This is a genomic window from Streptomyces sp. NPDC040405 (assembly GCF_055595765.1).
Genome location: NZ_JBVIVI010000001.1, coordinates 113,226 through 134,287, shown reverse-complemented (window position 1 = coordinate 134,287; position 21,062 = coordinate 113,226). Strand labels below are relative to the sequence as shown.

The following is a 21,062-nucleotide window of genomic DNA, read 5'->3' as shown; positions in this document are numbered from 1 at the left end:
CCCGAGGAAACCCTTTGAAACCGACCGTCGACGTCAGCAGTGAGGCCACGACGCTGGACAAGCGCGTGACCTCACTCGACGACGCCATCCAGGCCATGGCCGAGACCCGCGACTTCGGCAAGCACACGAAGCTGCGGCGGGTTCTGGAAGCATTGCGGCGGGTGCTCATGCAGCCGGGCGGCGCCGCGGCGGTCCAGGCCAGGGCGCAGGCCCTTGAGGAAGCCGGGCTTTTCCAGGGGACGGACTGGGCGACACCGGAGATCCTCATCCCGGCGCTGGTCAGGCCGGGCCTGCACAGCGGAGACGCGGACACCGTCGTCATGGAGGCGACCAGCGAGCTGCGGATGCTCGCTGTCGCCCGCGGCGAATTCGCGCACCCGACGCTGCCCGCCGAGGACGCCCGCCAGTTCCTGTCCCAGATCCTGGCCATGAACCTGGAGCTGCTGTTCACCGCGCCCAGCGAGGCGGAGCGCGTCCAGCAGGGCCGGACCGCACAGCTCATCCGGGACCTGTTCCGCCACCTCGCCGACGGGATCGGTTACGACAGCGTCCTGGACAACCTGGTCGACGAGATCTGGCGGATCCTGCGCCAGCGCCCGATCCAGGTCGAGGCGGTGCAGTCCCTGATCACCCGGGTGGCGACCTACCTCGACGATCCGGACGTCGCGCTCGGCGTGTCGTCGGGGCTGGGCATCGACCGGCTCATCACGAGCCTCTACGGGACCACCGAGGCGTGCCGCGAGGACCCGGGCATCGACGTCTTCCGCTCCCGGCTGGAGGCAATGGACACCGGCGGCCTGCAGTACGAGGCGGCGGGGTTCGCGCGGGCGATGCACGACACCGGCCTGGTGTCGCCGTACCACGCAGAACTGCTCCGGTTCCTGCTGAACGAGAGCGACTACCTCATCGGCGAGGCGCTCGGGCTGTCCGACACCGGCCGCAACTGCCTGCTGCGCTACAGCGAGCTGGTGCACCGGCTGATCGAGGTGGCCGTGCACCCGCAGACCGCGCAGAGCGTCTACGGGCTGGCGCTGCTGCTCGACCGCGGCATCCTCTACGAGGCGCCGGTGGTGCCCGCGCTCTGGCGCCAGCTGGCGCTTGAGCTCTCCCCGGTCGCCCGGGAGCGGTTGACGACGGTTTTCGGCGAGGCGCCGGGGCCGCGGGCGCGGCTGGTCGCCGGGGTGCTCTCGATGCTGGGCCAGCCGCTCGGCGTCGGTCAGGGCGACAACCCCACCTGCCAGTCGGCCCGCGCGCTGTCGATGTGGTCCTACAACGACCCGGACTACCTGCTGCAGATGGTGGTCTGGGCGGCCCGCGACGACGAGGTCATCATGCACTTCGAGGGGCAGCCGATCTCGTCGAAGGACAGCGCGACCGGCGTCGCCAGCACGCTGCCGATGGACCTGGACCCCGTGTCGCTGCTCGTGGTGCCCCACCTGGACCGGATCTACGCCGAGATGGGGCGGCGCTGTGCCGCGCGGCCGGGCGATCCGCACCGGTGGGTCAACCCCGAGTTCCACGGCTGGTGGGCGGGGCGTGGATTCCACATCAACGTCGACGTCGCGACCGGAAACCTGGTCGACCTCGACGATTTCCTGCGGCAGTTCCACGCCACCTACCACCCCTCCTACAACGGCGAGCAGCCGCTGATACATCCGCAGCCCGCCGGTGTCGCCGTCACCGACAGCGCGGCCCGCTACATCGGCTGGCACGCGATCACGATCCTGCGGGCCGCGCCGGACCCGCAGGACGTCATGCGGGTGTACTTCTTCAACCCGAACAACGACAGCGGCCAGGACTGGGGCGACGGCGTCGTCGTCTCCACCGCGGGCAACGGCGAGCGGTTCGGCGAGGCATCACTGCCGTTCGACCAGTTCGCCTCGCGGCTCTACATCTTCCACGCCGACCCGCTGGAGCGCGGCGAACCGGAGCGGGTGCCCGCCGAAGACATCGCGGGGATCATCGGCTACATCGAGCGCAGCTGGGGCGACGACCGGCTCCCCGCGGGCACGCTGCAAGCCCTCGAAGGCCCCACGACCCTGTGAGCAACCGGCTCGTGGGTGAAACGCCGCACCCTCGCGCCGTCAGGGGCTGAGCCCGTCCGCTTCCGCCGCCGGGGCGGAGGCGGACTCCATCGCCTCCACGAACCGGCGCACCGTCTCCGCGTCGCACTCCCCGCGCACCGTTATCGACCGGCCATTGGCGCTGATGACGACGGCGGGCGCGGTGGGGCGCGCGGCGCGCCAGGCGGCGTACGACAGGCCGAGGTTCAGCGCGCCGAGCCCCTGGCTGACCACCAGGTCGATGATCTCCAGCTTCCCGTGGCCGGGGTGCGGGAGCATGTTCAGATCGGCATGCGCGCGCACGTCCGTGTCCTGCCGCAGCCACCGGTACAGGTCGTGGATCGCGAGATCCCCATCATCCGCCTCGGCGCTGATCCTCACACGCAGGGCGGCTTGCATCCGCTGTTCCATGGTCGTTCACCATAGGGCCGGGCGCCCCGTATTTTGTTGCGATCTCAGCCCAAACGGTCTTCCCCGGCCCACCGTTGGGCCGTGGCCCAACCGCCCACCGCTCCGCGAACTGCGATACGAGGAACAGTCCGCGTCCCGTCTCGGCCTCCGGCAGCGCCGTCTTGAGCGCGGGTTGCCGCTCGGTGCGGGTGTCGGAGACCTCGATACGGATCGGGCCGGACGCGTCGAGCGGCGCGGTCAGGCGTACGTGGAAGTCCCGCCCGGGGACGCGTCCGTGACGCACCGCATTGGCGCACAGCTCGCTGGCGATCAGCGTCGTGATCTCGTTGGGGCTGGAATCGTACGGGTACCCCCAGGCGGCCAGCCGGTGCGATACGAGCCGCCGCGCGAGCCGCGCACCGCGTGGAGTCGAGGTGAAGCGCATGGCGAACTCGCCGGGTACGGAGGGGATCTGGCCCTGGGCCGTACCCCGTGTGGGGGGATTTTCGGTCGTCATGGCAATGAGGGTGGTGGCCGTGTGCCTAGCCTGACCAGTAAGCGCGCTTGTACGGACAGTGTCTGACGGATACGCGGGGCGCGGAGGCAGGGGTGGTGACCCATGGCGGTTAAGGACGAGTCGTCAGCGTTCACGAGGAGTTTCGGCAGGCAGCTGAAGCTGTTGCGTGAGAGGGCCGGGCTCACGCAGGCGGAACTGGGGCAACGCATCGGGTACAGCGCGGATCAGATCGCGTCGGTGGAGTGCGGGCGCCGCATCCCCAAGCCGGACCTGATCGACAAGGCCGATGAGGTGCTGGGTGCCGGGGGCCTCCTCAAGGCGCAGAAGGAGCAGGCCGCGCTGGCCCGCTACCCGGCGTTCTTCCAAGACGCGGCGGAGATCGAACAGGAAGCGGCTGAGCTGTATTCGTTCGAAAATCAGGTGTTCATGGGGCTGTTGCAGACGAAGGACTACGCGCGAGCCGTCCTGGGCATGCGTCGCCCCCTGCTGGACGAGGAGCTGATCGAGCAGCGGGTCGTTGCGCGGCTGGAGCGCCAGGCCATCTTCACCGTCAAGCCCGCACCGATCATGGGCTTCGTCATGGAGGAGGCCATTCTGCGGCGCCCCTATGGCGGGAAGCACGTTCTGCGCGGACAGTTGGAACATCTGCTCCTCCTCGGGGAGAAGCGCAATGTGGAACTCCAGGTCATGCCAACGGACCGGGAGGATCATGCCGGGGTCGCTGGACGCTTGAGCTTGATGGTCCCCAAGGGGGGTGCGCAGATCGCGTACCTTGAAACTCAGGGACACAGCATCCTGCTCACCGACCGGGAAGAAGTCCGCGTCATCGCAGCTCGGTATGGGATTATCCGGGCCCAGGCTCTCAGTCCACGGGAGTCGCTGAGCCTTATCGAGAAGGTGCTGGGAGAGCTATGAAGAGGGGCATAACCGAGTTGAATTGGTTCAAGAGCAGCTACAGCGACAGCGAGGGCGGCCAGTGCGTCGAGGTCGCCATGGACTGGCATAAGAGCAGCTACAGCGGCAGCGGGGGCGGCAACTGCGTCGAGGTCGCCGCATGCCCGAACGTCATCCACGTCCGTGACAGCAAGGTCACCGAGGGGCCAGTCCTCACGGTCCCGGCCGCCGCGTGGGACGCGTTCGTGGGGTTCGCCGCGAACAACTGAACCCAGCGGTCCAGCCTGTTCAGCCCTCCGGGCGGCAGGCTGGGCCTTCGTCGTCCCGCAACGCCACCGCGATCCGTTCCAGAGACGCCGCCAAGCGACGGCGGTCGCCCGGCGCCACGGGGGCGACGTAGTAGCGCTCCACGATGCGGGCGTGGACGTCCACCGCGTGCACGAACGTCCGCTCGCCCTCCGCCGTCGCCTCGACCAGCGTGACCCGGCGGTCGTCGGGGGACGGTACGCGGCGTACGAGACCCGCTTCCTCCATGCGGTCGACCAGCCGCGTGACCCCGCCGCTGGTCAGGATGACGTCCTCGGCCAGGGTGCGCTGGGAGACGTGTTCCTCCGGGTCCCGGCACAGCCGCAGCAGCACCTCGAACATGACGTGGCCGATCCCGGTCTCCGCCCGCATGGCGGCGTTGATGCGCCGCTCAAGGTGGGTCGCCGCCTTCAGCAGCAGGCCGAACTCGTGGACCAGTGGTCCGCTGGCCGCCTGCGCGGCCGTGCGCTTCTCCGAGTCGGTCCCCATGCCCATGAGGGCAGTCTAGTGCCGCGTAAGTCACTGACTGCTCAATTGCTGAGCTGTCAGTGATATCGGTACGCTGCTGCTCATGGACACCGCCACCGCTCCCGTACAGGCCGCCCCACCCCGCCGCGCGCTGCGGCTGCTCGTCGTCCTGGGCGCGCTCTCGGCGTTCGGGCCGCTGTCGCTGGACATGTATCTGCCCGCGCTGCCCGCTCTGGCGCGGGAGTTCGACGTACCCGACGCGGGCGTTCAGCTGACCCTGACCAGCTGCCTGATCGGCCTCGCCGTGGGGCAGCTGATAGCCGGGCCGCTCAGCGACCGGTGGGGGCGGAGGGTGCCCCTCCTGGTCGGCCTCGCCGGGTACCTGGCGGCATCCGTGCTGTGCGCGCTCGCGCCGAACGTCACCGTGCTGACCGGGCTGCGGCTGGTGCAGGGGCTGGCGGGCGCGGCCGGAATCGTGATCAGCCGGGCCATCGTGCGCGACCTCTACGAGGGGACCGCCGCCGCCCGCTTCTTCTCGCTGCTGATGCTGGTCAACGGCCTGGCGCCGATCCTCGCGCCGGTCGTCGGCGGTCAGCTGCTGCGGTTCACGTCCTGGCGCGGGATCTTCCTCGTCCTCGCCCTCGCGGGGGCGCTTCTGCTCGCGGCCACCGTGTTCGTCGTGGGGGAGACCCTGCCGTCGGAGCGGCGGCACGCGGGCGGGCTCGGGCAGACGGTCCGCAGCTTCGGCTCCCTGGTGCGCGATCCCGACTTCGTACGGCCCGCGCTGGCGGGCGGGTTCGCGTTCGCCGCGATGTTCTCGTACATCTCGGCGTCGTCCTTCGTGCTGCAGAAGACGTACGGGCTGGACCCGCAGCAGTTCAGCATCGTGTTCGCGTCCAACGCGCTCGGCATCGCGCTGCTCGGTCAGGGCAACGCCCGGCTGCTGCGGAGCCGTACGCCGTACGCCCTGCTCCGGGCCGGGATCACGCTGTGCGCGGTCGGTGGCGGGGCGCTGCTGGTGTCCGTACTGGCCGACCTCGGCGTGGCCGCCGTGCTCGTCTCGCTGTTCGCGCTGGTGGCCAGCATCGGGCTGATCATGCCGAACTCCACGGCGCTGTCGATGTCCGGCTACCCCGAGGCGGCCGGGACGGCGTCCGCGCTGCTGGGGCTGCTCCAGTTCGCGCTGGGCGGGGTCGCCGCGCCGCTGGCGGGGCTCGGCGGGAACGGGGCGGCGCTGCCGATGGCGCTGGCCATCGCCGTCTGCGCGGCGGCGGCCGTCGCGGTGCACCTGTGGCCCCGCTCAGGCGGTGGTGCGGAAGGTGCGCCGGTAGGCCGAGGGTGAGGTCTTCATGGCGCGGGTGAAGTGGTGCCGGAAGGTCACCGGGCTGTCCATGCCGACTGCCGCGCCGATCTCCTCGATCGACATCGTGCCGTGCTCCAGCAGCGGCAGGCTGGCCCTGATCCGCTGGGTGATGACCCAGCGGAGCGGGCTGGTGCCGGTCTGCCGGTTGAAGTGCCGGATGAAGGTGCGAGGCGCGAGGTGGGCCCGGCGGGCCAGGTCGGCCACGGTGATCGGCTCGATCAGGTGGTCCAGTGCCCAGGCCATCGCGCGGGCCACGCCGTCGTCGGCCGTCGGCTCGCTCACGGCGGCCGCCACGAACTGGGCCTGACCGCCCTCCCGGTGCGGCGGTACGACCAGGTGCCGGGCCACCGCGTTCGCGACCCGGGCGCCGTGGTCCTTGCGCACCAGATGCAGGCACAGGTCGAGCCCGGCGGCGTTGCCCGCGCCGGTGAGGATGTCGCCCTCGTCCACGTACAGCACGTCGGGGTTCACCCGGATCCGCGGATAGCGCCGCCGCAGCAGCTCCGCGTGACCCCAGTGGGTCGTGGCCTCGCGGCCGTCCAGCAGCCCGGCGGCGGCCAGCGCGAACGCGCCGGAGCAGATCGACACGACCCGGGCGCCGCGCTGGTGCGCCTCCCGCAGCGCGGCCACCAGCTCCGGCGGCACCTCGCCGCGTACGTCCGGTACCGCGACGACCATCACGGTGTCGGCCCGCGCGAAGACGTCCAAGCCGTTCTCGGTGGTCATCGTGAAGCCCCCGACCGCCCGCATCGGCTGCCGCTCCCACGAGCAGACCCGCAGGTCGTACCAAGGGACCTCGGTCTCGGCCCGGCGCTGTCCGAAAACCTCGACCACCGAGCCCAGCTCGAACGGGGCCATACCGTCGAAGGCCAGCACTGAGACGGTGTGGCGGCGGACGGAGGACGCGGGAGGCATGGCCAGATCTTAGCGGTAGCGGGCGTTCATGCCACTGTCCGGGATGCCGTGCGGACGGTCAGGCTCGTGGTGTCCGTAGAAAGGAAACGCACTCATGATCGTCCGCTCGCTGGAAGAGATCATCGGCACCGAGAGCGAGGTGCGGGGGCCCGCCTGGACCAGCCGCCGCCTGGTGCTCGCCAAGGACAAGGCCGGTTTCTCCCTGAACGACACCGTGCTGTACGCGGGCACCGAGATGAAGCTGTGGTACGCCCACCACATCGAGGCCGTGTACGTCATCGAGGGCCGGGGTGAGGTGGTCGACGACGAGACCGGCGAGGAGTACCGCCTCGATCCCGGCGTGATGTACCTGCTCGACGGGCACGAGCATCACACCCTGCGCGCCCACACCCGGTTCCGCGCGATCTGCGTGTTCAACCCGCCCCTCACCGGCCGCGAGGTCCACGACGAGAACGGCGCCTTCCCCCTTCTGGCCGAGGGGGACCAGTGAGCGACGGCGAGCCGCTGCGCGGTTTCGCCAGCGACAACACCGCCTCCGTGCACCCGGACGTCATGGCGGCGCTGGCCGCCGCCAACGAGGGGCACCAGCCCGCCTACGGCGCGGACGTCCACACGGCCCGGCTGGGCGAGCTGATCAAGGGCCATTTCGGCGAGCGCGCCGAGGCCCATCCGGTCTTCAACGGCAGCGGAGCCAACGTGGTCGGGCTCCAGGCCATGTGTGACCGGTGGAGCGCGGTGGTCTGCCCGGAGTCCGCGCACATCAACCGGGACGAGGGCGGCGCGCCCGAGAAGGTGGCCGGGCTGAAGCTGCTCCCGGTGCCCACCCCGGACGGCAAGCTGACACCGGAGCTGCTCGACCGGTACGCGTGGGGCTTCGGCGTGCAGCACCACGCCCAGCCCACGGTCGTCTCCGTCACCCAGAGCACCGAGCTGGGCACCCTGTACACGCCCGGCGAGATCGCGGCGATCGGGGCGGCGGCGCGCGAACGCGGCATGCTGCTGCACATGGACGGCGCCCGGCTGGCCAACGCGGCCGCCGCGCTCGGCCTGCCGCCGCGCGCCTTCACCACCGACGCCGGGGTGGACGTGCTGTCGTTCGGCGGCACCAAGAACGGCCTGATGCTCGGCGAGGCGATCGTGGTGCTCAACCCGGACGCGGTGCGCGGCGTGACGTACCTGCGCAAGACCGCGCTCCAGCTGGCGTCCAAGATGCGGTACGTGTCGGCGCAGCTCGTCGCGCTGCTGGAGGGCGACCTGTGGCTGCGCAACGCCCGGCACGCCAACGCGATGGCGGCCCGGCTGGCCACGGCCGCCGCCCGGGTGCCCGGCGTCGAGATCGTACGGCCGGTCCAGGTGAACGCCGTCTTCGCCGTACTGCCCCGCGAGGTCACCGAGCGGCTGCGGACGCGGTTCCGCTTCCTCGTCTGGGACGAGCGCACCGGCGAGGTCCGCTGGATGTGCTCGTTCGACACCACCGAGGCCGACGTGGACGCCTTCGCCGCCGCCATCGCCCAGGAGATGGGCGAATGACAGGTCAGCCTGTTCAGTTCAGACTGGACAGGCTGGACTGAAGAAATTACGGTGGGGGACATGGCAGAGACCCCCCACGGCATGTCCGCGTCCTCGGTGCGGGCCGCGCACGAGATCCGCGTCGTCGTCGGCCGCCTGCGGCGGCGGCTCAGGGAGACGTACGACGTGGAAGGGCTCACCCCCACGCAGACGTCCGTGCTCAGCAGGCTCAGCAAGGACGGACCGTCCTCGGCCAGCGGCCTCGCCGCCGCCGAGCGCGTCAAGCCGCAGTCCATGGCGCTCACCCTCGGCGCGCTCGACGAGCGCGGGCTGATCCAGCGGCGGCCCGACCCGGACGACCGGCGGCGGCAGTTGATCTCGGTGAGCGCGAGCGGGCAGGCGTTTCTGGAGGACAACCGGCGGGCGGGCGAGGAGTGGTTGGCCCGGTCCCTGGAGTCCGGCTTCACCGAGGACGAACGGCAGACCGTCATCGAGGCGCTGGCCCTGCTGGACCGGCTCAGCAACGCATGATCACACGGCTCATACGACGCGTCACCAAGCCCCAGGCGCGCGACGGCTTCGACCGGCGGCTGCTCGCGCCGATGATGCTGGGGTCGATCCTCAACCCGGTCAACTCCTCCATCGTCTCCGTGTCGTTGGTGCCGATCGGCGCGGCCTTCGGCGCCCCGCCCGCGCAGACGGCGTGGCTGGTCTCGGCGCTCTACCTGGCCACCGCGATAGGCCAGCCGGTCGTGGGGCGGCTCATCGACATCTTCGGGCCGCGCCGCCTCTTCCTCGCCGGTTCGGCGCTGACGGGTCTCTCGGGGCTCATCGGCGTGCTGGCCCCGAACCTGGCCACGCTGATCATCGCGCGGGTGGTGCTCGGGTTCGGGACCTGCGCGGGCTATCCGGCCTCGATGTATCTCATCCGCAGCGAGGCCCGGCGCACGGGCACGGCGAGCCCGGCAGGGGTGCTGACCGCGCTCGCCGTGGCCAACCAGACCGTCGCCGTCATCGGCCCGTCGCTCGGCGGGCTGCTGATCGGCCTCGGCGGCTGGCGTACGACGTTCGCCGTCAACCTGCCGCTCGCCGTGGCCGGGCTGATCCTCGGCGCCCGCCGGCTGCCTAAGGCCCACGCGCGCCGCGAGCGCGCGGGGGCGGCCGGGCTGGACCTCGTCGGCATGGCGCTGTTCGCCGCGATGCTCGTCTCGCTGCTGCTGTTCCTGATGGAGCCGGGCGCCGACCGCTGGTATCTGCCGGTGCTCATGGTGGCGGCGGCGGGCGGGTTCGCGGCGCGCGAACTGCGGGTGGCCGAGCCGTTCATCGACCTGCGGGTGCTCGGCGGCAACGTTCCGCTGCTGCTCACGTACGCCCGTATGCTCCTCGTCGCCATCGTGTCGTACGCCATGCTGTACGGGTACACCCAGTGGCTCCAGGAGGGGCGCGGGCTCTCGGCGTCGCAGGCCGGACTCGCACAACTGCCGCTGTTCCTGGCCGCCATCGCGGTGTCCACCGCCACCGGCCGCCGCGCCGAGGTGCGCGGCAAGCTCCTCGTCGGCGCGGTCGGGCAGCTCGCCGTCTGCCTCCTGCTGCTCACGCTCGGGACGCACAGCCCGGTGTGGATGCTGATCGCCGTCGCGCTCGTCTGCGGCGTACCGCAGGGGCTGAACAACCTGGCCCTCCAGAACGCGGTCTACCACCAGGCCGACCCCGAGCGGATGGGCTCCTCGGCGGGGCTGCTCCGTACCTTCCTCTACCTCGGCGCGATGGTTGCCTCAGGCGCCAACGGCGTCTTCTTCGGCGCCCGCGCCGACACCGTCGGGCTGCACGGCCTGGCCTGGTTCATGCTCGCCGTCGCCGGGCTGTTCCTGGCGATCACGGTCGCGGACCGTTCGCTGGGCCGCATCGGGGCCGACTCTCCCTCTCCACGCTGAAACTCCCCGCGCTGAAAGGCTCAACCGTGTCGAACAACACCGCACTGCTCGCGATGGATATCCAGAACGGCATCGTGGGCCGCATCGCCGCCCCCGGCTACCTGCCGCGCCTGGCCCGCGCGGTCGACGCCGCCCGTGGCGCCGGAATCCCCGTCCTGCACGTCGTGGTCGGCTTCCGCACCGGGCACCCGGAGGTGTCGAGCCGCAACATGGCCTTCGGCGCGCTGGGGGCGTCCGGCGCGTTCACCCCCGCCGACCCGGCCGCCGCCATACACCCCGACATCGAGCCGCGCCCCGACGAGACCGTGATCACCAAGAAGCGGGTCAGCGCCTTCGCGGGCAGCGATCTGGAGATGGTGCTGCGGGCCCAGGGCATCACCGATCTCGTCCTGACCGGCATCGCCACCAGCGGCGTCGTCCTGTCCACGCTGCGCCAGGCCGCCGACCTCGACTACCGGCTCACCGTGCTGGCCGACGGCTGCGCCGACACCGACGAGGAGGTCCACCGGGTGCTCACCGAGAAGGTGTTCCCGCGCCAGGCCACCGTGACCACCGTGGAGGAGTGGGCCACGGCCGTCACGGCTTGATGGACTCGCGGGTGAGGGCGTCGGTCAGGCGGTGCAGGGCCGGGTTGGGGCTGTCGGGGCTCCAGCAGGCGTGCAGGGTGACGGAGTGGGCGTCGGCGGCGGCCAGTTCGCGGTAGCGGACGCCGTGCACGCCCATGGTCATGATCGAGCGCGGCACCAGCGCGCAGCCCAGGCCCGCCCGGACGAGCGCGAGCATGGTCGGCACCTGGGAGGTCAGCTGGCTGACGGCATAGCGGTCCACGCCGATCATGGCGGCGCAGATGTCGTGCAGATAGCGCGAGCCCTCGGGGCTGTAGCCGATGTAGTTGTTGGTCACCTCCGCCAGGAGCACGGGCGCGGTGCCCTCGGCCACCGCGTGGTCGGCGGGGACCGCGAGCACCAGATCCTCCGAGTGCACCAGGACCGACGCGTACCCCTCGGGGATCGGCGGCCGGACGAGCCCCAGGTCGATCCGCAGGTCGCCGAGCGCGGTGAACTGCTCCGGGCTGACCATCTCCGACAGCTCGACGGCGACATGGGGGATGCGGCGTTTCACCAGGTCGAGGACGTCGGCGAGGATCGCGTACGCCCCGATCGCGGTGAAGCCGAGGCGCAGGGTCCCGGTGTGGCCCTCGGCGGCGTGGCGGGTGGCGACGGGGGCGGCGTCCAGCAGGGCCAGGACCCGTCGGCAGTGTTCGAGGAGCACCTGCCCGGCGGCGGTGATGCGGGCGCCACGGCCGGTGCGCTCGAAGAGGGCGACGTCGAGGGACCGTTCCAGCGCCTGGATCTGCCGGGTCAGCGGCGGCTGGGTCATATTGAGCCGCTGGGCGGCCCGGCCGAAGTGCTGTTCCTCCGCTACGGCGACGAAGCCGCGCAGCTGTTGCAGCGAAAGGTCCATGCCGTCAAGGTATCGCGCAATGCGAAATCGGGCTTGGACGCGCATAACAGCACGTCCTACCGTCAGGACAACCAACCAGCGCAGGGCACATTCCGTCCGAGGAGCCAGGTTGTCCACACTCGCTGTCGCCATGACCCCCCAGCGCGCCGCCGACGTCTGCGGTCCCGACGCCCGGCGCATGATCGAGACCCGTTACGAGACGACGACCTGGGCCGGGGACCGGCTCACCGCCGAGGAGGTCGCCGCGCTCGCCGCCGACTGCGACGTCCTGCTGACCAGCTGGGGCACCCCGCATCTGGACCCGTCGATCTGGGCCGAGGGGCGCGGGCCCAAGGCGGTCGCCCACGCGGCCGGGTCGGTGAAGAAGCTCATCGACCCCTCGGTCCTCGCCCAGGGCGTCGCGGTGTTCTCCGCCGGGGGCCGGATCGCCTGGTCGGTGGGCGAGTACTGCCTTGCCGCGATGCTCACTCTGGCCCGGCGGCTGCCCCGGTTCGACGCCGCCGTGCGCGGGGGCGGCTGGAAGCAGACGGGGTTCCGGGGCGGCGAACTCGCCGGCCGCCCGGTGGGCATCCTCGGCGCCAGCTCCACCGCGCGCGCCCTGATCACGCTGCTCAGGCCGTTCGGGTGTGACGTGGTGGTGTACGACCCGTACCTGAGCGAGGAGCGGGCCGCGGCGCTGGGCGTCCGTACCGCCGGGCTGGACGCCGTGCTCACCTGCCCGTTCGTCTCGCTCCATGTGCCCGATCTGCCGGAGACGCGCGGGCTGGTGAGCCGCGCGCACATCGAGCGGATGCCCGACCGCACCATCGTCGTCAACTCCTCGCGCGGCCCGGCCATCGACCAGGGCGCGCTGCTGGAGCAGGTGGTGGCGGGCAGGCTGCTCGCCGCGCTGGACGTCTTCGACCCCGAGCCGCCCGTGCTCGACGCCGCCGCGCTGAGCTGCCCGGACCTGCTGCTGTCCCCGCACATCGCCGGGGACACGGCGGAGGGGCACTTGGCGCTCGCCGGATATGTGCTCGCCGATGTCGCCGACTGGCTCGACAAGGGCGTGCGCGGGCCCAGCTTCGTGCATCCGGCCGCGTGGCCGACCGCTGCCTGAGATCTGGCGAGAGGAACGCACATGTCGCGCATCACGGCGGTCGAGGTCTTCGCCGTAGCCGTCCCCTTCGCCCGGCGCTTCGTGCTCGGGAGCGGAGCCGTCGGCACACCGGACCGGGCGGGCACGCCGGACCAGGCGGGCTCGGTGATCTTCGTACGGCTCACCACCGAGGACGGCGTCGTCGGCTGGGGCGAGCAACGGGCCCTGCCCAGCTGGGCCTACGAGACGGCCGAGACGATCGCCGTGGTCATCAAGCGGCACCTGACCCCGATCCTGCTCGAACTCACCCCCTTCGACGTGGAGTTGTTCCACGCCCGGGCGAACCGGCGGCTCAGCCCCGCCGTCTCCAACGGCTTTCCGTTCGCCCGGGCGGCCGTGGACATCGCCATGCACGACGCGGCGGGCAAGCTGGCCGGTCTGCCGGTCCACGCCCTGCTGGGCGGCACCTTGCGGGACGGCATCCCGCTCTGCTCGGCCATCGGCGTGGGGGAGCCGTCCGCCGTGCGCGAGCATGCCCGCCTGTCCTCGGACTACCCCGCGTACAAGGTGAAGATCGGCGGGGACCTCGCCGCCGACGCCGCGGCCGTGAGCGCCGTCGCGGAGGTCGCCGCGGGCAAGCCGCTGTGGCTCGACGCCAACCAGTCGTACCGGCCCGCGGCGCTGAAGCGGCTGCTGGACGCCGTACGCGACATACCGGGCATCACGTGCGTCGAGCAGCCCGTACCCAGCACGGACACCCTCGCCCTGCACCGGCTGCGCGGCATGATCGACCTTCCGGTGGCCATCGACGAGGGCAGCTTCACCGCCCAGGACCTGGCGCGGGCGATGCGGCTGGACGCCGCCGATCTCGTCGTCATCAAGATCTGCAAGGCGGGCGGCATCCGCAACGCCCTCAAGAGCGCCCATGTCGCCCAGGCGGGCGGTCTGGAGGTGCTGGCCAGCGGGCTGACCGACTGCGGTATCGGCTTCGCGGCCGCCCTGCACCTGTTCAGTCAGCTGGAACTCGCCCTGCCCGCCGAGCTGAACGGGCCCGAACTCCTGTCAGATCTCTATGTCGACAAACTGGAGATCTCTGCCGCCACCGCCACCGCCGCCGTTCCCACCGGGCCCGGGCTCGGGGTCGAGGTGGATGAGGAGCGGATCCGCGCCGAGTCCCTGGACCTGGCCTTCGTCTGAACGCAGTTGAACAGTTGACCCAGCTGGACCACAGTGACTCAGCGAGGAGACGACGATGTCTTCCGTCCATTCCCGCCGCACTCTCCTCAAGCTGGCCGCCGCCGGAGGGCTCGCCGCCACCGGCGCCCTGAGCGGCTGTGCCTCCGGCCCCCCGCCGGGCACCGCCACCTGGTCCGCGTGGTCCAGCAGCCCCGAGGAGCTGAAGGTCTGGAACGACTTCAGCCGCTACGTCGAAAAGAACATGGCCGTCCGCTCGGTCGCGACCCTCACCCCGTCGGACGGCTACGCCACCAAGCTGGACCTCCAGCTGGTCAGCGGGACGGCCAGCCTGGTCACCTCGCTGAACGGCTGGATGATCCCCACCTACGCGGCGCGCGGTTCGCACCAGCCGCTGGACGACCTCATCGCCCAGGACCCGGACTTCGACCCGGACGACTTCTACCCCGCCAGCCGGGCCGTCTCGTCCTTCGCGGGCAAGACCTACGCCATCGGTCTCGATGTGGCCCCCAACGTGCTCTATTACAACAAGACGCTGCTCGACAAGGCCGGTATCGCACCCCCGTCCCGCACCGAACCGATGGGGTGGAACGCCTTCCGGGAGCTGGCGATCGAGCTGAGCGGGCCGAAGAACCAATACGGCTTCACCTGCGCGCCGCTGATCGACGACCTGATCTCGTGGATCTACTGCGCCGGTGGCAACGTCATGAACAAGAGCCAGGACGCCTCCGCCCTGAACAGCCCCGAGACGCTGTACGCCATCAACTTCGTCGTCGATCTCTTCGTCAAGGACCGCGTCACGCCGCCGATCAGCAACCTGGTCACCGAGGACGCCGTGGCCAACTTCCTCCAGGGCAACGTCGCCTTCATGCAGAACGGGCCCTGGCAGGTGCTCAACCTCCGCGACGCCAAGTTCGACTGGGACATCGTGCCCTTCCCCGCGGGGCCCGCGGGCAGCACCCCGCGCGTCTCGGGCTCCAGCTTCGCCATCCCGGCCGGTGTCGAGGGCGCCGATCTGGAGCTGGCGTGGCGGCTGCTGAAGACCCTGACCAGCACCGGGGCGCTGGAGATCTACGCACGCGCCGGGCGCAACAACCCCGCGCGCTACTCGGCGGGCAGCGCCTTCGAGCCGCCGCCCGCCAACCTCGGCGTCGTCCAGCAGATCCTGGCCGGGAAGGTCGGCGGCGGCCACCCCTATCAAGTCACCACCAACTGGAACCGGGTCCGGCAGCTCCTGGGCCAGGACCTGCCGCGCGCCTTCCTCGGCGATGTGACCGTGCCCGCCGTGGTGCGGAGCCTCAACCCCCAGATGGACGTGCTGATGCGCCAGCACAAGGACGCCGTCCGGCAGGCCACCGAGGATGCCTGAGCCGAGGACGCCTGAGCCCGTTCGCCGCTTTCAGGGAGGACCACCACCATGGCCGTCGAGGTTCACACCGCCGCTCCCGGCGCACCGCCGAGATCGCGCCCACGGGTCACTCTGCGAAGCCGGTGGCGCGGCTCGGAGACGCTGACCGCCTGGCTGTTCCTGCTGCCCAGCCTGCTCGGTTTCCTGATCTTCACGGCCGGGCCCGTCCTCGCGGCGGCCGTGATCTCGCTGCTCGACTGGAACCTGTTCAGCTCGCCCAGCTTCGTGGGCCTGCGCAACTTCGCCCGGCTCGGCCCGGACCCGACGTTCTGGTCGGCGCTCGGCAACACCGTCTACTTCACCTTCGTCACGGTGCCGCTGACCCTGCTGGTCAGCCTGGTGCTCGCGCTTCTGCTCAACCAGGGGCTCAAGCGCATCGCGGTCTTCCGCTCCCTGTTGCTGCTGCCGTACGCGACCATCTCCGTCGCCGTGGCCTTCGTCTGGATCTGGCTCTACATCCCGAACGACGGTCTGATCAACGCGGTCCTCGGCCTGGTCGGCATCGACGGACCGGCGTGGCTGGTCTCGGACACCTGGGCCATGCCCGCCCTCATCATGATGAGCGTCTGGAAGAGCTTCGGCTTCGGCATGGTGATCTTCCTCGCCGGTCTGCAGGCCATTCCGCAGCAGCTCTACGAGGCCGCGCGCATCGACGGGGCCTCGGCGTGGCGCAGCTTCCGCGACGTCACGCTGCCGCTGCTCTCCCCGGCGATGTTCTTCGTCGTCGTCACCACGGTCATCGAGTCGTTCCAGGTCTTCGACCAGGCGCTGGTGATGACAAACGGCGGGCCGGGGGTCCGTACCACCACTCTCGTCATGTACATCTACCAAACGGGATTCCAGAACTACGAGCAGGGCTACGCGGCCGCCCAGTCGATCGTGCTGTTCGCGTTCATCGCGGTGATCACCGGGACGCAGTTCCTGCTCCAGCGGAGGCTGGTCCACTATGACAACTGACGCTCCCGCGGTTTCGGCATCGGCATCGGCATCCGCGTCGGCATCGGCATGGGCGTCGGCATGGGCGTCGCGGAAACTGCTGGTCTTCGCCTGCTTCCTGGTCACCGCGGTGACGCTCACGCCCGTCGTGATGATGGTGCTGGTCGCCTTCCAGTCCGACAGCGAGTCGATGGCGGCGCAGCCCTCGTTCTGGCCCAGCACCTGGCACTTCGACAACCTCGGCCGCGCCTTCGACCTGGTCCCGCTCGGCCGCTACCTGATCAACACCGTCCTCTTCGCGGGCGGGACGACGCTGCTGGAGACGGCCACCGCCGCGCTCGCCGCGTATGCCTTCGCCCGGCTCCGGTTCCCCGGCCGCAGCGTCCTGTTCGGCGTCTATCTCGCCACGCTGATGATTCCGACGCAGGTCACGCTGATCCCGCAGTTCATCCTGGTGGCCAAGGCACATGGCGTGGACACCTGGGCGGGGATGATCCTGCCGCACGCCTTCACCGCGCTCGGGGTCTTCCTGCTGCGGCAGTTCTTCCTCAGCATCCCCCGGGACTACGAGGAGGCGGCCCGGCTGGACGGGGCGAACCGCTGGCAGGCGTTCACCCGCGTGATCATCCCGCTGGCCGTTCCGGCGATCGCCACCCTGGCCGTCTTCAAGTTCATCACCCAGTGGAACAACCTGCTCTGGCCGCTGGTCATTTCCAACAGCGACTCCACGAGGACCGCGTCGGTCGGCCTTCAGGTGTTCCAGTCCACCAACGGCACCCAGTGGAACCTGTTGCTGATGGCGGCCACCATCACCACCGTGCCGCTGATCTTGATCTTCTTCCTCACCCAGCGGTGGTTCGTGCGCGGCATCACCATGAGCGGACTCGGAGGCCGCTGAACCCATGACATTCCTGTGGTCCGTCTTCACCAAGCCCTGGTCCCGGATGCCGGGTCAGGAGCTGGGCAAGCTCGTCGCGGGGCTGGGGTTCTCCGGCGCCGAGGTCCCCGTACGGGACACCGCCCACGTCACCCCGGCCGAGGCGGAACGGCTGCTGCCGGTCTTCGCCGCCCAGCTGCGGGCCGAGGGCGTCGAGGTGATCAGCGTCGCGAGTGACCTCGGCGAACCCGTCTTCGCGGCGTGCGGGGCGGCGGGCGTGCCGATGATCCGCGTCATGGCCGAACTCGGCCCCGACGGTTACGCCGCCTCCGTACGGCGCGTACGGCGGCGTCTGGAGGCCGCCGCGCCGCTGGCGGAGCGGTACGGCGTACGGGTCGGGGTGCAGCCGCACCACGGGCGCTTCGTCTCGTCGGCGCTCGGGGTGACGCACCTCCTCGACGGGCTGCCGCACGAGCACTTCCAGGTGGTGTGGGACGCCGCCCACGACGCGCTGGCGGGGGACGATCCACGGGTGACGCTGCCGCTGGTGGCGGGGCGGCTGGGCATCGTCAACCTGAAGAACGCGTTCTATGCGGGCGGGGACTGGAAGCCGTGGTTCGTACCGGCCGGGGAAGGCATGTCCGACTGGTCGGCGGTTCTCGGGCAGTTGGCGGAGCTGGGCTACACGGGTCCCGTCTGCCTGTCCGGCCAGTACTCGGACGCGAGCGTTCCGGTGGAGGACCGGCTGGTGGCGGATCTCGCGGTGGCGCGGTCGGCGGTTGGCGGGAAGTGATCAGCCGGGAACGCCGTCGTTGTCACTAGCGTCGGTCTGTCTGTCATGTCACCGAACCAGCCGGAGAACTCGTGGCCACCACAGCCCCACAGGGCGTCCCCGTCCCCCTGCTCGATTCCGCCGCCGTCGAGCGGTGGCGCGCCTCCTCGGGGGCGGTGGTCGACCTGCTGACGCTGGCACGGGAGCTGGGCGGGGTGAGCGCCGTACGCCTCGGGCCGCGCCCCACCGTGCTGGTCACCGACCCGGACGCGGTGCGGCACGTCCTCGCGCTGCACCCCGACCGCTACGTCAAGCGCTCCCATCGGGCGCGCGTGCTCGTCGGGGACGGGGTGCTCTCGGCCACCGGCGAGCCGTGGAAGCGGCAGCGCCGTCTGCTGCAAGCCCAGTTCACCGGCACGGGCATCCGCCACTACGAGGAGCGCATCGCCGGGGCCGCGCGCCGGGCCGCCGACCACTGGGCGGCCGCCGCCCGTACTGGCGCCCCGACCGATGTCGCCGAGGACATGCGCTTCTTCGCCCTCGACACCATCTGGCGCTCCCTCACCGGGCACCCCCTCGACGAGGCCACCAACCGCGAACTGGCCTCCGTCGAGGCCGTGGGGGCCGCCCTCCCGACGACCCCCTCCGCCTCCGCCGACATGGCGGCGCTGCGTGCCACCGTGGCCGCCGACCTCGCGAGGATCGACGCCGTCGCCGAACGCGCCATCGCCGCCGCCCGCCGGGGCGAGGCGGGCCCGGAGGGCCCCGGCCTGCTGCGCGTCCTGGTGGAGGCGGGGGAGACCCGTCCCGAATACACCGACCAGCTGATCCGCGACGAGCTGGTCACGCTGCTGGCCGCCGGGCACGAGACCACGGCCACCACCCTGTCCTGGCTCTACCTGCTGCTCGACCGCCACCCCGAGGCCCGCCGCTGGGCCCTCGACGCGGGCCCCGAGGGCTCACCCGAGCGCGACGCCGCCATCCGGGCCCTCGCCTCCGAGACCCTGCGGCTCTACCCGCCCGCGTGGCTGCTTCCCCGGCACGCCATCGAGGACGACACCCTCACCGGCTACCGCGTCGAGGCCGGTACCGACATCTTCGTCTGCCCCTATCTCACCCACCGCGACCCGGTGCTGTGGCCGGACCCCGAGCGGTTCGACCCCGCGCGGTTCGCCGATCCGGACCGCTCCTCGCGGCACGGCGCGTACTTCCCCTTCGGCCTCGGCGCCCGGGCCTGCCTGGGCGCGCAGTTCGCGGTGCGCGAGACGACCGAGCTGCTGCGGCTCCTCCTGCCCGCCTTCACCCCCGCGTTCCACGCCACCCCGGCCGCGACCGTCTTCGGCATCACGGTCCGCCCGGACGGCCCGATGCCCGCCACGATCCACGCGACCGCCGAGGACACCTGGGGCTGATGCTGACGCTAGGGGGTGTCAGAAGTCCAGCGACGTCCCGTACAGCCGGTCCACCTTGAGGCGGATCACCACGCGCCGCTCGGCGACCAGCTGCTCCAAGAACGCGTTCTCGTCCTCCGGCTTCGCCGCCTCCGGCAGCATCCCCAGCAGCTCCCGCCCGACCGCGTCGCCCGGGGCCGTCGTCACGTCGGAGATCTCGGCCTCCCCCTCCGCCACGGCGAACGACCACGGGTCGCCGCCCTGCACATGCACCGCCGCCCGGGGCTCGCGGCGCAGGTGCGTGACCTTGACCCGGTCCGCCGTGGTGGAGAACCGCACGATGCGGGCCTCGGGGTCCCAGCCGTACATCATGGTGGTCAGGTGGGGGTGGCCGCTGCGCTTGACGCTGGCGAGCGTGCCGAACTGCTGGGCGGCGAGCAGCGCGGAGGCGGCTTCGTCGGACAGCGGGCGAGGTCCCGGGTTCTGAGTCATGATCTGCCCAACTGCCGGACCCACCCCGGCATTCCGGCTTTCCCCGGCTTTCTTCCGGCTTCTTTCTTCCGGCTTCTTTCAGCGGGGCCAGATCGGGGGGTTGGTGCAGAACGCGCCGCCCAGGTTGGCGTGGTCGGGGTTGTCCGGGTCCAGCTCGCCCTGCTCGGCGATCAGCTTCGCGGCGTACGGCTCCGAGTCGTCCTGCGGGTCGTAGCCCAGCGCCCGGGCGGAGGACAGGTCCCACCACAGGCGGGTGTTGTCGGAGCTGCCGTACACGACGGTGTAGCCGACGTCCTCGGCGGTGAGGGCGGCGTGCAGAAGCCGGGCGCCGTCCTCCGGGCTCATCCAGATCGACAGCATCCGGACGTTCGTCGGCTCGGGGAAGCAGGAGCCGATGCGGATGGCGACGGTCTCGATGCCGTACTTGTCCCAGTAGTACGAGCCCAGGTCCTCGCCGAACGACTTGGAGATGCCGTAGTAGGTGTCCGGGCGGCGCGGGGTGTCGATCGGGATCAGCGGGGCGTCGTCGGCCGGGCGGGGTGTGAAGCCCACCGCGTGGTTGCTGGACGCGAAGACGATCCGGCGGACGCCCGCCTCGCGGGCCGCCTCGTAGAGGTTGTACGTGCCCTGGATGTTGGCCTGGAGGATCTTCTCGAACGGGGCTTCCAGGGAGATGCCCGCGAGGTGGATGATCGCGTCGACGCCCTCCACGGCCCGGCGCAGCGCGTCCTTGTCGGCGAGATCGGCGACGATCGCGTCCGGGGCGTCGGGGACAGGGGCGACGTCGAACAGGCGCAGCTCGTAGCCGTACGGGGGCAGCAGCTCGCGCATCAGGGTGCCCATGCCGCCGGCGGCGCCGGTGAGGAGGATGGTGCGGGGAGCGGACGCGGGCATGGGCGGATCTCCTCCGTATATGTGCATCTCGTTCAGATGTATGGACAACCTAGGGAGTGGGGCGGGAGGCGTCAAGGGTGATCGATGCGTGCGTCGCCCCTTGACCCGTACGCGACGACTGCCTTACGGTGTCCGCGTTCATGAATATAGATGCCGATCAGAAACGTGCACGGTTCGGTTCGTCGGTCGCACGGCAG

General features: G+C 70.9%; 23 protein-coding genes. 16 read left to right on the top strand and 7 right to left on the bottom strand.

Translation table 11 applies throughout. The features are described from left to right. The first annotated feature begins 14 nt into the window (after nucleotides 1-14). Nucleotides 15-2,045 carry a hypothetical protein gene (locus ACZ59A_RS00655; RefSeq protein ID WP_470951733.1) on the top strand — a complete coding sequence of 677 codons (2,031 nt, stop codon included), beginning with the start codon at nucleotides 15-17 and terminating at the stop codon, nucleotides 2,043-2,045. A 39-nt stretch (nucleotides 2,046-2,084) separates the two neighbouring features. On the opposite strand, the gene ACZ59A_RS00650 is transcribed toward ACZ59A_RS00655, so the two are convergent. Beyond that, the gene (locus ACZ59A_RS00650) at nucleotides 2,085-2,444 is read right to left on the bottom strand and encodes an effector-associated constant component EACC1 (protein ID WP_470951730.1); all 360 of its coding nucleotides are present in this window, start codon (nucleotides 2,442-2,444) and stop codon (nucleotides 2,085-2,087) included. Then, a complete protein-coding gene (locus ACZ59A_RS00645; protein WP_470954536.1) occupies nucleotides 2,419-2,898 on the bottom strand; it encodes an ATP-binding protein in 480 nt (159 codons plus the stop codon). The genes ACZ59A_RS00650 and ACZ59A_RS00645 overlap by 26 nt, the downstream gene beginning before the upstream one ends. Before the next feature lie 174 nt (nucleotides 2,899-3,072). Between ACZ59A_RS00645 and ACZ59A_RS00640 the strand changes: the two genes are divergently transcribed. Both ACZ59A_RS00640 and ACZ59A_RS00635 read left to right on the top strand, forming a co-directional pair. Then, the gene (locus tag ACZ59A_RS00640) at nucleotides 3,073-3,885 is read left to right on the top strand and encodes a helix-turn-helix domain-containing protein (protein ID WP_470951729.1); all 813 of its coding nucleotides are present in this window, start codon (nucleotides 3,073-3,075) and stop codon (nucleotides 3,883-3,885) included. Continuing rightward, entirely contained in the window at nucleotides 3,882-4,133 is a 252-nt protein-coding gene (locus ACZ59A_RS00635; protein WP_470951726.1) for a DUF397 domain-containing protein, read from the top strand. The genes ACZ59A_RS00640 and ACZ59A_RS00635 overlap by 4 nt, the downstream gene beginning before the upstream one ends. A 19-nt stretch (nucleotides 4,134-4,152) precedes the next feature. Here ACZ59A_RS00635 and ACZ59A_RS00630 read toward each other — a convergent pair whose 3' ends face one another. Continuing rightward, entirely contained in the window at nucleotides 4,153-4,665 is a 513-nt protein-coding gene (locus ACZ59A_RS00630; protein ID WP_470951724.1) for a MarR family winged helix-turn-helix transcriptional regulator, read from the bottom strand. Nucleotides 4,666-4,741: 76 nt separating this feature from the next. Here ACZ59A_RS00630 and ACZ59A_RS00625 point away from each other — a divergent pair, with 76 nt between their 5' ends. Next, the gene (locus ACZ59A_RS00625; protein ID WP_470951721.1) at nucleotides 4,742-5,980 is read left to right on the top strand and encodes a Bcr/CflA family multidrug efflux MFS transporter; all 1,239 of its coding nucleotides are present in this window, start codon (nucleotides 4,742-4,744) and stop codon (nucleotides 5,978-5,980) included. On the opposite strand, the gene ACZ59A_RS00620 is transcribed toward ACZ59A_RS00625, so the two are convergent. Next, nucleotides 5,939-6,916, bottom strand: coding sequence for a GlxA family transcriptional regulator (locus ACZ59A_RS00620; RefSeq protein ID WP_470951718.1), 978 nt, complete (start codon nucleotides 6,914-6,916; stop codon nucleotides 5,939-5,941). The two genes, ACZ59A_RS00625 and ACZ59A_RS00620, sit on opposite strands and share 42 nt — an antisense overlap. Nucleotides 6,917-7,010: 94 nt before the next feature. On the opposite strand from ACZ59A_RS00620, the gene ACZ59A_RS00615 reads away from it, so the two are divergent. Genes ACZ59A_RS00615 through ACZ59A_RS00595 form a run of 5 tightly spaced genes read left to right on the top strand, consistent with a single transcriptional unit; the run spans nucleotide 7,011 to nucleotide 10,946 of the window. After that, nucleotides 7,011-7,406, top strand: coding sequence for an ectoine synthase (locus ACZ59A_RS00615; protein ID WP_470951714.1), 396 nt, complete (start codon nucleotides 7,011-7,013; stop codon nucleotides 7,404-7,406). Continuing rightward, nucleotides 7,403-8,446, top strand: a complete 1,044-nt coding sequence (locus tag ACZ59A_RS00610) for a threonine aldolase family protein (protein WP_470951712.1) — start codon at nucleotides 7,403-7,405, stop codon at nucleotides 8,444-8,446. The genes ACZ59A_RS00615 and ACZ59A_RS00610 overlap by 4 nt, the downstream gene beginning before the upstream one ends. 60 nt (nucleotides 8,447-8,506) lie before the next feature. Further along, entirely contained in the window at nucleotides 8,507-8,956 is a 450-nt protein-coding gene (locus ACZ59A_RS00605; protein WP_468041976.1) for a MarR family winged helix-turn-helix transcriptional regulator, read from the top strand. After that, on the top strand, nucleotides 8,953-10,359 hold the full coding sequence (locus tag ACZ59A_RS00600) for an MFS transporter (protein ID WP_470951709.1): 1,407 nt from the start codon (nucleotides 8,953-8,955) through the stop codon (nucleotides 10,357-10,359). Before ACZ59A_RS00605 ends, ACZ59A_RS00600 begins: the two co-directional genes overlap by 4 nt. 26 nt (nucleotides 10,360-10,385) lie before the next feature. Further along, nucleotides 10,386-10,946 carry a cysteine hydrolase family protein gene (locus tag ACZ59A_RS00595; protein WP_470951706.1) on the top strand — a complete coding sequence of 187 codons (561 nt, stop codon included), beginning with the start codon at nucleotides 10,386-10,388 and terminating at the stop codon, nucleotides 10,944-10,946. Here the strand turns inward: ACZ59A_RS00595 and ACZ59A_RS00590 are convergent. Then, the gene (locus tag ACZ59A_RS00590; RefSeq protein ID WP_470951703.1) at nucleotides 10,936-11,823 is read right to left on the bottom strand and encodes a LysR substrate-binding domain-containing protein; all 888 of its coding nucleotides are present in this window, start codon (nucleotides 11,821-11,823) and stop codon (nucleotides 10,936-10,938) included. The two genes, ACZ59A_RS00595 and ACZ59A_RS00590, sit on opposite strands and share 11 nt — an antisense overlap. Before the next feature lie 109 nt (nucleotides 11,824-11,932). Between ACZ59A_RS00590 and ACZ59A_RS00585 the strand changes: the two genes are divergently transcribed. From ACZ59A_RS00585 to ACZ59A_RS00555, 7 genes are all read left to right on the top strand, one after another. Beyond that, complete coding sequence (locus tag ACZ59A_RS00585) at nucleotides 11,933-12,922, top strand: hydroxyacid dehydrogenase (protein WP_470951700.1); 990 nt, start codon at nucleotides 11,933-11,935, stop codon at nucleotides 12,920-12,922. 21 nt (nucleotides 12,923-12,943) lie between these two features. After that, nucleotides 12,944-14,098: a mandelate racemase/muconate lactonizing enzyme family protein gene (locus ACZ59A_RS00580; RefSeq protein ID WP_470951698.1), complete on the top strand. Its 1,155-nt coding sequence runs from the start codon at nucleotides 12,944-12,946 to the stop codon at nucleotides 14,096-14,098. A 55-nt stretch (nucleotides 14,099-14,153) separates the two neighbouring features. Then, nucleotides 14,154-15,464 carry an ABC transporter substrate-binding protein gene (locus ACZ59A_RS00575; protein ID WP_470951695.1) on the top strand — a complete coding sequence of 437 codons (1,311 nt, stop codon included), beginning with the start codon at nucleotides 14,154-14,156 and terminating at the stop codon, nucleotides 15,462-15,464. A gap of 48 nt (nucleotides 15,465-15,512) precedes the next feature. Then, nucleotides 15,513-16,460: a carbohydrate ABC transporter permease gene (locus ACZ59A_RS00570; protein WP_470951693.1), complete on the top strand. Its 948-nt coding sequence runs from the start codon at nucleotides 15,513-15,515 to the stop codon at nucleotides 16,458-16,460. Then, nucleotides 16,450-17,337, top strand: a complete 888-nt coding sequence (locus ACZ59A_RS00565) for a carbohydrate ABC transporter permease (RefSeq protein ID WP_470951691.1) — start codon at nucleotides 16,450-16,452, stop codon at nucleotides 17,335-17,337. The genes ACZ59A_RS00570 and ACZ59A_RS00565 overlap by 11 nt, the downstream gene beginning before the upstream one ends. A 4-nt stretch (nucleotides 17,338-17,341) precedes the next feature. After that, complete coding sequence (locus tag ACZ59A_RS00560) at nucleotides 17,342-18,109, top strand: sugar phosphate isomerase/epimerase family protein (protein ID WP_470951687.1); 768 nt, start codon at nucleotides 17,342-17,344, stop codon at nucleotides 18,107-18,109. Nucleotides 18,110-18,180: 71 nt separating this feature from the next. Further along, nucleotides 18,181-19,500 (top strand): cytochrome P450, encoded by a 1,320-nt coding sequence (locus ACZ59A_RS00555; RefSeq protein ID WP_470951684.1) that lies wholly within the window; start codon nucleotides 18,181-18,183, stop codon nucleotides 19,498-19,500. An 18-nt stretch (nucleotides 19,501-19,518) separates the two neighbouring features. On the opposite strand, the gene ACZ59A_RS00550 is transcribed toward ACZ59A_RS00555, so the two are convergent. Beyond that, entirely contained in the window at nucleotides 19,519-19,971 is a 453-nt protein-coding gene (locus ACZ59A_RS00550) for a TIGR03618 family F420-dependent PPOX class oxidoreductase (protein ID WP_470951681.1), read from the bottom strand. A 78-nt stretch (nucleotides 19,972-20,049) separates the two neighbouring features. Next, complete coding sequence (locus ACZ59A_RS00545) at nucleotides 20,050-20,865, bottom strand: NAD-dependent epimerase/dehydratase family protein (protein ID WP_470951679.1); 816 nt, start codon at nucleotides 20,863-20,865, stop codon at nucleotides 20,050-20,052. Nucleotides 20,866-21,062 lie beyond the last annotated feature (197 nt).